Source organism: Aliivibrio sp. A6, assembly GCF_028765505.1.
Lineage (GTDB): Bacteria > Pseudomonadota > Gammaproteobacteria > Enterobacterales > Vibrionaceae > Aliivibrio > Aliivibrio finisterrensis_A.
Window position 1 is genome coordinate 84,455 of record NZ_JARACR010000016.1, and the last position, 12,294, is coordinate 96,748.

Annotated in this window: 7 protein-coding genes and 1 other RNA gene; 7 read left to right on the forward strand and 1 reads right to left on the reverse strand. The window is 39.2% G+C overall.

Annotated features, from left to right (window positions below; translation table 11 throughout):
• Position 1 precedes the first annotated feature (1 nt).
• The 4 genes from icmH to PVK70_RS11165 are packed head-to-tail and all read left to right on the forward strand — an operon-like array spanning position 2 to position 6,010.
• Positions 2-835: a type IVB secretion system protein IcmH/DotU gene (gene icmH, locus PVK70_RS11150; RefSeq protein WP_130048277.1), complete on the forward strand. Its 834-nt coding sequence runs from the start codon at positions 2-4 to the stop codon at positions 833-835.
• 11 nt (positions 836-846) lie between these two features.
• A complete protein-coding gene (tssM, locus tag PVK70_RS11155; RefSeq protein WP_130048278.1) occupies positions 847-4,368 on the forward strand; it encodes a type VI secretion system membrane subunit TssM in 3,522 nt (1,173 codons plus the stop codon).
• Positions 4,365-5,036 (forward strand): PP2C family protein-serine/threonine phosphatase, encoded by a 672-nt coding sequence (locus PVK70_RS11160; protein ID WP_130043291.1) that lies wholly within the window; start codon positions 4,365-4,367, stop codon positions 5,034-5,036. The genes tssM and PVK70_RS11160 overlap by 4 nt, the downstream gene beginning before the upstream one ends.
• Positions 5,033-6,010, forward strand: a complete 978-nt coding sequence (locus PVK70_RS11165) for a protein kinase domain-containing protein (protein WP_130048279.1) — start codon at positions 5,033-5,035, stop codon at positions 6,008-6,010. The genes PVK70_RS11160 and PVK70_RS11165 overlap by 4 nt, the downstream gene beginning before the upstream one ends.
• A 5-nt stretch (positions 6,011-6,015) precedes the next feature.
• Here the strand turns inward: PVK70_RS11165 and PVK70_RS11170 are convergent, their stop codons facing one another.
• Positions 6,016-7,920 (reverse strand): sensor domain-containing diguanylate cyclase, encoded by a 1,905-nt coding sequence (locus PVK70_RS11170; protein ID WP_242504787.1) that lies wholly within the window; start codon positions 7,918-7,920, stop codon positions 6,016-6,018.
• Between the two features lie 271 nt (positions 7,921-8,191).
• Here PVK70_RS11170 and ffs point away from each other — a divergent pair.
• From ffs to PVK70_RS11185, 3 genes are all read left to right on the forward strand, one after another.
• Positions 8,192-8,288, forward strand: an RNA gene (gene ffs, locus PVK70_RS11175) — signal recognition particle sRNA small type.
• A gap of 168 nt (positions 8,289-8,456) precedes the next feature.
• Entirely contained in the window at positions 8,457-8,948 is a 492-nt protein-coding gene (locus PVK70_RS11180; protein ID WP_130048280.1) for a type II secretion system protein, read from the forward strand.
• A 194-nt stretch (positions 8,949-9,142) separates the two neighbouring features.
• Positions 9,143-12,294, forward strand: a 3,152-nt coding sequence (locus tag PVK70_RS11185) for a chitinase C-terminal domain-containing protein (RefSeq protein ID WP_274441451.1), incomplete at its 3' end; no start/stop codon positions are given.

Below are 12,294 nucleotides of genomic sequence, written 5' to 3' on the forward strand. Positions count from 1 at the left end.
TATGAACAGCAGTAACATGGACGATCGCACTGTACTCATTACTCAAGAGCCAAATCAGATCAATCCAACATTAACGCAAAATACCAGCGCACCAAAATTCGATCAATTGCAAGACCGCATGGTGTATGCCGCTAGAATAAAACCTGAAGAGTATAATTTTTCAGGCAACAATCCACTCATCAGTGCCGCTTCTTCTCTGCTGTGCATTACGTGTGATTTAAAAAAAGAAAGCTATCAAGATATTGAGCTACTTAAACCGAAATTAGTTGAAGAGTTAAAGTCATTCGAGTTCCAAGCCCTTAATTCAGGCGTTGAGAATAACTATGTTGCACTTTCTCGCTATCTTTTATGTTCGTTTGTCGATGAAATCATTGTTACCACTCCTTGGGGCTCTGAAAGCCATTGGGCCTCACAAAGTATGTTAAGCAGCTTTCATAACGAGACTTATGGAGGCGAAAAGTTTTTCTTATTACTCGAAAAGCTCAGTCGTAACCCGGCGAAATATTTGGATCTCTTAGAGCTAATGTACTTATGTTTAAGCTTGGGCTTTGAAGGGAAATATCGAGTTCTATCCAGAGGGTTAATTGAGCTTGAGGCCATTCGGGATTCATTATATCGACAGATCCGCTCTCTACGTCCTGAACAAGAATCCAGTCTCTCACCCAATTGGGAGCCAAAACAAGTACAACGCCATAAGTTAACTAAACAAACCTCATGGATTGGTATTGTGTGCGTGGTTACTTTCTCTCTCTGCGCTATTTATGGTGGCTTTTACTACGTTTTGGATCAGCAATCAGAGCACGTAATTCAAGCATTTCAACAAATTGATTTATAGGATTTTCACGGATGAAATCATTTTTTAACACACTATTAGACACCTTAAAAAAGACATGGTGCTGGAGCTTATTATGCAGTTTACTGCTCGCTCTTTTGCTGTGTCTATTTGGCAAACACATCGCCATTGCTAATACCCCTCTTATTGAAACCACCACAGGTAAAGTTCTGACCGTCTTTATTTGTTTGCTTTTGTGGGCAGCGTTCAATCTAACGCTATGGTGGCTAGCAAAACGCGAATCTCAAAAAGAAGAGAACAAAGAAGCGTATGAAGCAGCACAATCTGAACTGGCTTACATCCAAGAAGAAAGCTCACTATTAAAAGGAAAGCTTGATGCCGCCATCGCTACGATTAAACGAGCAGGCCTGTATGGAAAGTTAAATAATAATGTTAAGTATCAACTGCCTTGGTACATGGTTATTGGCCCTCAAAATAGTGGTAAAACCACACTATTAGAATGCTCTGGTTTGGATTTCCCTCTTAATCAAACAGATGGCCACTACACGAGAGACATTCAAAACAGCCAACACTGCGAATGGTATTTTGCTAATCATGCCGTTTTATTAGATGCTGCTGGCCGTTTTTTTGATCAACATGAAAATGAACTGAATAAACCGGTATGGGGACGTTTTTTAAAAGCACTGCGTAATAAACGCCGTCGTCGCCCTCTCAATGGTGTGATCTTAACTATCGATATTACGACACTGCAATCTCCTGATGAAAGCAGCATTGAAGTACAGGCTCGTTATGTCAGAGAGCGTTTACAAGAATTAAGGCATGAACTGAGTTCAGATATGCCTATCTACTTTTTATTAACTAAAATGGATAAAGTAGAAGGTTTTGAACCCTTCTTCTCCTCACTATCACGCGAAGAAATGGATCAAGTCTTCGGTGTTACCTTTAATGAAGGGGAAGGACAACAAGCAGATAAAATCAAACAAGAGTTTGAAAAGCTTATTCTGCGCATTGACGCCCAAGTAATGTCACGTTTACATGATGAGCGTGATGTAATGAAGCGTGCCGAATTATTGCAATTTCCAAGGCAATTGAGCTTTCTTGCAGAGCGCCTTGCTCTGTTCTCTGAGTTAGCTTTTACCAAAACACGTTACCATCAAGCATCACACTTACGTGGGCTTTATTTAACCTCAGTGCCAGCACCAACCAATGCTCAAGCGGATTCTAGTACCTCTAACATTGGTCAAAACTTAGGGATAAGTTCTCGAGTATTACCAACCTACCAACATCAACGTGGTTTTTTTATCCGCAAACTGCTTGATGAGGTGATTTTTCCAAACAGTGAGCTCGCAACGCTGGATGAAAATTATGAACGAAAAGTGAAGCTAAAAAACGGGGCTATTTATGCGGCTTCATTTGCTTTAATTATTGGTTTAGGATCACTGTGGGCCACAAGCTTTTTGAATAATCACAGCAAACAGCAAACACTCTTAACCCTTGCAGACAGCTACAACCAACAAATAGTTCATTTGTCTCCATTAGCGCCTTCTATCGAGCTATTGCCTACTTTAGACCCTTTATTAAAAGCAACTCAGGTTTATCAAAAGAAGGATAACAATTTCCCAGAGAACATGGCAGGACTACAACAAGGAGAAAAATTAAGGCAAGCAGCAGAAAAGGCGTATCACCAGCAGTTGATTGCGTTATTGTTGCCTAAAGTCACCAGTGAGCTCGAATACCAAGTCACCAATAACCAAGATAATCGTGAGTTTCTTACTCCTTCTTTGCGCGCGTATCTAATGCTCAACATGCACGAACACTTAGATACTCAGTATTTAAAGCAATGGATGGGATTACATTGGTCTTATTTATACAGTGGCTCAGCAACAGAACAAAATGCCTTACAAACGCACTTAACCAATTTACTTAGCATTGGCTTTGAACCAGTGCAATTAAACGATAACTTAGTAGCAAAATCTCGTAAATTTCTCAGAGAATCTGATACCTCAGCACTTGTCTATCAGCAATTAAAGCAAGATGCGAAAGAGATGAACTTACGAGATATAAAGTTAAGTGATCATCTTGGGCCAAACCAAAACCTTTTTAATCATACCAGCACTATTATACCTGGGTTGTATACTCGAAAAGGCTATCAAACGGTCTTTCTAAGTAAAGGATTAGATCAGGTCAAACAACTGATTGATGAAAATTGGGTTATTGGATTATCCAGTGACTTGAGCACCAATGAAATCCGCGGCCTTTATGCTGAAGTGGAAGATCTCTATTTTCATGATTATATTCGCTACTGGAAAGAAGCCGTTGAGCAATTACAAATCAAGCCATCTAAAAATATAGATGAGGCGATACTGCAAATTGCAAATATGACAGGTTCGAGTCAACCCATCTTAAAACTGCTTAATCTTATTCGAGAAAATACCACGTTTGTCGATCAAGCACAGCTTGCTTCTAATGCGGCCAAAACAACAAATAAGTTACCCGTAAATACCAAGCTCAAAAAAGTTGCCTCTCTTGGTTTGCACAGTGTTGAAGAGCGTTCACAAAGCGCAAGAAAAGCAGTCAGTAACCAATTTGAACCACTGAATTTATTATTAACCGATAAAGCTCAAGCCACCATTCCTCTTGAAGATGCTCTAGTGGTTGTTAATGAGTTAAGTGGCCGTTTATCAATGGTAAAATTTTCACCTAACCCGGACCAATCAGCCTTTAAAATTGCTCGAGATCGAATGCAAGGAATTCCCAATGAGTTAAATGATATTCGAGTCATGGCTGAGACGTTACCTCAACCATTACAGCAATGGTGGAATCAAATATCCAACAACGCGTGGGGTATCGTTTTAAATCATTCTAGTGATCATATTCAAATGGTCTATCACGATAAAGTGGTTAACCATTACGACATTGCTTTATCTGGCCGCTATCCATTTAAAAACAGTAGCCATGACGTCAACATTGCTGATTTTGATGAGTTCTTCCAAAATGGCGGTATCTTGGATAATTTCTTTGATGCCTACTTATCCTCATTCGTTATTAATCAAAAAGGAAAATTCAAACAAAAAACTTTACATGGCCATTCTTTAGGCCTATCAAAATCATTTTTGAATCAATATAAATATGGCCTTACTATTCAGAAAATGTTTTATGGTTCCAAAGGAAAAGAAGCTCAGGTCTCTTTTCGTATTGCACCATTTGAACTTGATGCAAGTGCCTTGCAGTCGACCTTCTATTATGGAAGAAATAAGTTCAGTTACCGCCATGGGCCTATTCAGAAAAAACGTTTTACTTGGCCAATCACAAATCAACGTCAATACGTAAGCTTTGTTCTTCAAGATCTCAGTGGAACCAAAGTGGTCAATCAACAAAACTCAGGGCCTTGGGCTTTCTTTAGAGTACTCGATAAATTTAGAGTCAATAAATACCGTGGCCAAGATGTGATTAAGTTGGATCTTGAAAACAAAGGATTAGAAGCCAAATACTTAATCTATAGCGATCGTACTCCTAACCCGTTTAACCGTAAGATTTTGAGTAATTTTTATCTTCCTAAAAGGATCAATGGATGAGCCAACAATTTAAAACGGCTCATTTCTCAGAAGAAGGCAAAGTAAGAGATAAAAATGAAGACGCCATTTTATCCTTTACTGAGCAAGGGATCTGGGTTGTAGCCGATGGCATGGGGGGCTATGAGTATGGAGAGATTGCCAGTAACATGATTATTGATGCCTTTCACTCTGAGCTATTGTACGGTTCGTTAGAGCAAAAAATTGAAAAAGCAAAACGTATGCTCTTTAAAGTAAATCACCATTTAAGCCAAGAGAAAACGCTTTCTCACAGCGCCGTAATTGGAAGTACTGTCTGTATGCTTATCGCCCATGATGGGCATATTGCCTGTATTTGGGCTGGTGATTCACGTTGTTACTTATTTAGACATAATAAGCTGTATCAAATATCTAAAGATCACACCCGCGAGCAAAATGGTAGAGAGGCATTAACGCAAGCTATTGGAATGGGCAACGCTCTTGATATTGAGCACTGTATCGTTCCTTTACAGCATCAAGATACCTTTTTACTTTCTAGTGATGGCGTACATAAATATTTATCCCATAACATGATAGAGGCATGCATGGCATTACCTAGTGCATTAAAAGGATGCTACCACTTAAAGGAGCAGGTGTTACTAACTGAAGCGAATGACAATTTATCTGCAATTATAATTAAGGCAAGCCGATGAGTGAGATGAATATTGACCAATTCTTAGAGGCGGCACCTCCATGCGAAGCGGATGAATCTATAGTTGAAAAAAGAAAGATAAAGCCCATCCCAAAAATCATTAATGACCGTTATAAAATTAAACGAGTTTTAGGAGTTGGTGGTATGGGTGTTGTGTATCAGGTTGATGACCTATTACTGAAAAGTATTGGCCTTGAACAAAGTGAAATGGCCATTAAAGTACTCAGCAGTGAAGCGACTACTTTCCATGATGCAGAGCTACTTCTAGTTAATGAATACCAGCAAGCCAATGAATTACATCATCCAAACATAGTGCCTATTCAGCACCTCGCTTTATGTAATGACTCGCAACAACCTTTTTTAATTATGCCAATAATAAAGGGAGAATTACTCTCGCTATTACTTGACTCTCCATTTGAAAGCATACCTACTGCTGCCCGTTTAAAATACGCCTTTGTGTTAATAAATTGTGTTATTCACTGCCATAAACGCGGTGTTATTCATGGGGATTTAAAGCCCAGTAATATCTTAATTTCAGACACTAATGAACTGTATCTATTTGACTTTAGTATCAGCCGTAACATCAATCCTCAAAAAAATAATTTTGCGATTAATTTCAATCAAGTTCATGCTTGGAGCAGCGATTATGCAGCACCAGAGGTACAACAAGGCAATGCGCCGACCATAAAAAGTGACCTCTACTCCCTTTCTATTTTGCTCTACAAACTGCTACTCGATACGCACCCTTATCAACAAAAAGAAGAAACGTTAGACAGTAGAACTAAAGAACAACAAAAAATACATCAATTACTGAGACAAGCAATGAGCCCTATCTCAGCGGAGCGGCACCTTAATTTCAAAGCATTAAACATACTGATAAAAGAGAACCTTAAACAGCAAACGACAAGCAAAAAAATACCGATGCTACAAAAGGTATCATCGGTATTTTCAAGGAATAAGAATGTATCTACCTAATAGAATTACGCAATTTGTGTCATTTCATCAGAACTAAAGCAAGATATTTGGTTTCGCCCTGAGGCTTTTGATTCGTATAAGGCAAGATCTGCACGTTTATAACTAGATTCACGACTATTACAGATATCAGTGACGCCACCGCTAATGGTTACTTTAATGTCGTCATATAAATTTATTGCGACTCTCAATCTATTTAAAATCATTTCTGCTTCTTGTAATTGAGTGTTCGGTAAAATAACGGCAAATTCTTCCCCACCAATACGCGCAACAAAATCATTACGACGACTTTCTGTACCTAAAATCCTACCCACTTCAGCAATCACTTTGTCACCAACGTCATGACCATATTTATCATTAATTCGCTTAAAATAATCAATATCGATAATCGCTAAACATGACGACTCATTACCTTTGATAAATGAATCATTCGCTATAATATTCGAAAATTCACGCTCAAACCTACGTCGATTCCAGCACTGGGTTAAGGAATCTTTTTCACTCAACTCTCGAAGGCGATTTTCTAGCTCTTTTCTCTCTGTAATATCAACAAATGAGGCGATGAAATATTCTCTTTTACCGTCATTATTATAAATAGCTTGTATACGTAAAATCTCCGTTAATAGGTTGCCATCTTTTCGCTGGTTGATAACCTCTCCTTCCCATAACCCTTCAGATTGAATTGTTCTCCACATTGCTGAGTAAAAATCTTTATTATGCTTCCCCGATTGGAACATAGAAGGCGTTCTTCCGATAACATCTTCCTCTCTCCACCCACTTAGGCTCGTAAACTCTTCATTGACTTTAATAATGCGATTATTTTTATCGGTAATCACTATCGCTGACATACCATTCAATGCAGCTAACGCTAACTGATTTTCAATACTTGTTGTTCTATGTTTAGCTATATAACGCGCAATTAAAATAGAAATGAAAGTAACAAATAGTATTGCCAAAATAGCTTCATAAATAATGATTGTTAATTTATGGTCTACGTTTTCCGTAGCTAAGTTATTCTCACTACTCAATAGTAAATAAAGTGAACTACGTCCAAAATTATCACCAAGAGAAACCTTTGCAAAGGAGTAAAAAAATTGCTTATCTGCAAACTCCCCTGTATTTTGAGTTCTCATTTCTTGCCATAATTCAGGCGTTTCAATCAGAACATTATAACTTTCTCGCTCTGCTATCAGATGTCCTAATGTTTTTCGTTTATCTTGAGACGCAAGGTAATACCCTTCCTCATTAACAAACTCTAATTGGTAGCCAGTCTCTAATGATGCCTCTACTTTATCCACCATTTCATAAATATCTAAGTTAAAAAAGAGATAGCCTTTACGCTCATTATTTATTTCAATCGGTGTAAATATTCGTAATGACGGTTTTGGAGGAGTAACGACGCTCCCATGCTCAACGTCTAAATCAATGCCAAAAAAACCAAAGGCATCTGTCTTTAACGTTTGTGCATAAATAAAGTAATCTCGATGTGATTTATCTTGAAGTTCATTTTCAGGAACAATGGTGAGCGTTCCATTCTCTTCATTAATACGAGAGATTTCTTGCCCATCAATTCCAATTAAGCGTATTTGAGAAATATAAGAATAGTTCGTCGCCGTAAGCGCCCACAGAGATTCGAGGAGTGATCTATTTTTTAGCGAAGGATCTTGGATAAACTCTAATAATACCCGATTACCAGATAGAAGCTTTAGAGAAGTACTTAATTTTGAAGCAATAGAGTGCACCTCTTTTTGACTAAAATTGAGCTGATGCTTAGCTTCGCTTTCCCTTTGAAATTGAATCGCATTCGACTCTGTCTGATATTGCCCCCAAAGATAAAAAATAGGAGTAACCCCTATCAATAAAATAGTAATAGCGAAATATTTAATTTGTTTGAAAATTATACGATTATTCAAAATAGCCCACTTTTTTATTTTATTCTATCAAATAAATAAAAAATATAAGTGACCACGATCCAATAATTATCATTAATGCATTGATTTAATTTGACTTTCCTCTGACATCATTTGTGTGACACAAAAAATAAAATCACCTTCCTTATTATTATTGTACAAGTCCGTTTATTTATTAATCACTTAACTTCTTTTTATTGAATTCCGCTTGCATTATTTATAGCTATATACAATAATCTCTCCCGTTCTTAAGGAACAACAGAATCTATGGAGGCCCTGGTCCTCCCGCAACACTAACTCGTGAACTCGGTCAGGCCTGGAAGGGAGCAGCCGCAGCGGGCGACGTGTGTGCCGGGATGTGGCTGGGGCTTCCACCTATTTAAAACGCCGCTTTTATTAGCGGCGTTTTGCTATCTAGTGCTTTTCAAATCCAATAACTCGCTTTACCTCTCGTCCTCACTTCATCTTGTAAACCATTACTTTACTGTTACCTGTTCTATATTTACAATATCCCTTCATCGCTAAAGGAACAGTACATCATGAAGCAAAAAGGTTTTACTCTTATCGAATTAGTTATTGTCATTGTTATTCTAGGTATTCTATCGGTAACCGCAGCCGTAAAATTCATCGATTTACAACGCGATGCACGTATATCAGCTCTTAAGGGACTAAAAGGAGAAATGGTTGGTGCTGTAAATCAACTCCACCCTAAAACCATTCTTGCTGGTATGGCTACACAAGCAAGCGGTGCAATAACCATTGAAGGCGATACGATTCAAATCGTCTATGGCTACCCTAAAGCGGATGCTGCTAAAGCATGGAATTCATTAATGAATCAAACATTCATTGATTCACAATATAACGATACTACGCCATCTGACTGGTATTTCCATAATGATACCAGTAAACCTTTTATTACGTTTATGCATAAAAGTAAAAAATACAGTAAAGACAATTGCTATATCAAATATAGCGAAGCTATAAACGTAAATACACCACCTGTATTTGAATTTGTTAATACAGGCTGTTAATCGCACAGCAACAGAATAAATAAGCAATATTGATACAAAAATAAATGTAATTGCTCTTATTAGGGTTACATTTATTGCGAGTCACTCTTTAATTTATAAAACCAAATTCGCACATTTTTATTTCTACCCTAATCTTATTTCACATCAATTATAAAGATGATTGATGGTTTTTGAATTACCTTTAAGGATATGAAATGGAACATTCAAAGTTTAGAAAAAAACATAATTATAAATTTGCCCTCTCTACACTCACTCTTTCTTGTTTAATGGCATTCAATGCTCAAGCCGCTGTGGATTGCGCACCGCTTGAGTCTTGGGATGCTGGTAAAGTTTATAATGGTGGAGAGGAAGTAAAGAAAGGGTCTAATGCTTATAAAGCCAAATACTGGACCCAAAATAACGACCCTGCAACCGCTGGTGAATGGGGCGCATGGCAAGACTTAGGTGTTTGTTCTGGTGAAGCAACTAATGTCGCACCAACCGTTGATTTAACCTCCCCTAGTGCAACGGATAAAATAACAACGGGTGATATTGTTACATTAACGGCATCAGCATCGGACAGCGATGGTTCAGTATCTCGCGTCGATTTTTCTGTTGATGGCTCAGTAATAGCATCATCAACGACCTCCCCTTACAGCACCGCTTGGACTGCCATTGAAGGCACTCATACCTTTAGTACTCAATCTTACGACGATAAAGGCGCGGTAAGTACTATTAGCTCGGTGTCGGTAAACGTAACCAATAGTCCTACTGATAATACCGCACCCACTGCAACATTAAGTTTGTCAGCAACCAGTGTTGATCTTGGTGCAGTAGTCACGCTAACCGCTGATGCTAGCGACTCAGATGGAACAATCGATAAAGTCGACTTCTATGTCAATAACACTCTTGTTGGAACAGCAGCGACAGCACCTTATACTTTACAATATAAAACAACTGCCGCAGGTTCCCTCTCAGTTTATGCAACCGCAACGGATAACTTAGGCGCTTCAACTAATTCAGCCGCATCGACATTAACAGTCACTAGCTCACTTCCTGTTGCTGATAACTGTCGCCCTGATGGCTTATATCAAACGGAAGGCGTTAATGTTCCTTACTGTACAACTTATGATAAAGAAGGTCGTGAGTTAATGGGAGCAGATCACCCACGTCGTGTGATTGGTTACTTTACAAGCTGGCGTGATGGTGGCGACGAACAGAATAGTTACCTAGTAAAAGACATTCCTTGGGAACAATTAACACACATTAACTATGCGTTTGTGAGTATTGGTTCTGATGGCAAAGTCAATGTGGGTGATGTTACGGATCCAAATAACGCTGCGACAGGTAAAGAATGGGCTGGTGTTGAAATTGATCCTACACTTGGTTTTAAAGGCCACTTCGGTGCGCTAGCTACTGCTAAAGAGAAACATGGCGTTAAAACCTTAATCTCTATTGGTGGTTGGGCTGAAACGGGCGGTCACTTTGGTGTAGATGGTAACCGAGTCGCTGATGGTGGCTTCTATACCATGACAACTAATGCCGATGGCAGCATTAACCATGCCGGGATTGAGAAATTTGCAACATCTGCTGTTGAAATGATGCTTAAATACAAATTTGATGGCTTAGATATCGATTACGAATACCCTACCTCTATGGCAGGTGCCGGCAATCCAGATGATAAGGCATTCATGGAGCCTCGTCGTCAATATTTATGGGCATCATACCAAGTATTAATGAAAACACTTCGTGAAAAACTAGATGCGGTTTCAGCTCAAGATGGACAACATTATATGCTGACCATTGCTGCACCATCATCAGGTTATTTATTACGTGGGATGGAGACCTTTGATGTAACTCAGTACTTAGATTACGTCAACATCATGTCTTACGATTTACACGGTGCGTGGAATGATCACGTTGGTCACAACGCGGCATTATATGATACAGGTAAGGATTCTGAATTAGCTCAGTGGAACGTTTATGATACTGCAGCTTATGGTGGCATTGGTTACCTAAATACAGATTGGGCTTATCACTACTTCCGCGGTTCAATGCCCGCTGGTCGAATCAATATCGGTGTTCCTTATTATACTCGTGGTTGGCAGGGTGTCACAGGTGGTGAGAATGGCTTATGGGGCCGTGCTCCATTACCAGATCAAGCTAAATGTGATGCAGGAACTGGCGAAGGTGAGAAAAATAACTGTGGTTACGGTGCGTTAGGTATCGATAACATGTGGCACGATAAGAACTCATACGGCCAAGAAATGGGCGCAGGTTCTAACCCTATGTGGCATGCGAAAAACCTTCAAGAAGGTATCTTTGGGTCTTATGCTAACATCTATGGTTTAGATCCTGTAAATGACCCTGCCGATCAATTAGTCGGCACTTATACTCGTCATTATGACAGCGTTGCTGTGGCACCATGGTTATGGAATGCTGAGAAAAAAGTCTTCTTGTCGACTGAAGATAAAGACTCTATCAACGTCAAAGCGGACTACGTTATTGACCAAGAAATTGGTGGCATCATGTTCTGGGAACTAGCAGGGGATTATAACTGTTATGTACTAGATGCAAATGGTAATCGTACATCTGTCGACTCTACTGAAGCGGCTTGTCAAACGGGTAATGGTGAATACCACATGGGTAACACCATGACAAAAGCGATTTATGAGAAATTTAAATCTGCAACACCATATGGCAATACGGTAGCGACAGGAGCAATTCCAACTGAAACCGTAGATATTGCAGTAAGTGTTGGTGGATTTAAAGTAGGTGATCAAAACTACCCTATTAATCCAAAAATCAACTTTACTAATAACACTGGCCAAGATATCCCAGGAGGCACTGAGTTCCAATTTGATATCCCAGTATCTGCACCTGATAATGCAAAAGATCAATCAGGTGGTGGTTTACAAGTAATCGCCTCTGGTCATACTCGTGCAAACAATATCGGTGGTTTCGATGGAACAATGCACCGTGTTGCTTTCAGTCTTCCAGCTTGGAAAGCATTACCTGCTGGCGGGGTATATGAGTTAGATATGGTTTATTACCTACCAATTTCTGGCCCTGCAAACTATACGGTTAACATCAATAATGTTGATTATGCCTTTAAGTTTGAACAACCAGACCTACCACTAGCAGATTTAAACTCTGGTGGTAACAACGGTGGAGATAATGGCGGTACACCAGATGCTGGTTGTGATGCAACAGGTCTAGTGACTTACCCAGATCTTCCACAAAAAGATTGGGCAGGTAACCCTAGCCATGCCAATACGGGTGATAAAGTAGTTCACAGTAATGGTGTTTACCAAGCAAATTGGTGGACAGCGTCTACACCTGGCAGTGACGGCAGTTGGACTAAAGT

Coding starts and splice junctions, on each gene's coding strand:
- PVK70_RS11160 (WP_130043291.1), top strand. CDS start 4,365: ATGAGCCAACAATTTAAAACGGCTCATTTCTCAGAAGAAGGCAAAGTA.
- icmH (WP_130048277.1), top strand. CDS start 2: ATGAACAGCAGTAACATGGACGATCGCACTGTACTCATTACTCAAGAG.
- tssM (WP_130048278.1), top strand. CDS start 847: ATGAAATCATTTTTTAACACACTATTAGACACCTTAAAAAAGACATGG.
- PVK70_RS11180 (WP_130048280.1), top strand. CDS start 8,457: ATGAAGCAAAAAGGTTTTACTCTTATCGAATTAGTTATTGTCATTGTT.
- PVK70_RS11165 (WP_130048279.1), top strand. CDS start 5,033: ATGAGTGAGATGAATATTGACCAATTCTTAGAGGCGGCACCTCCATGC.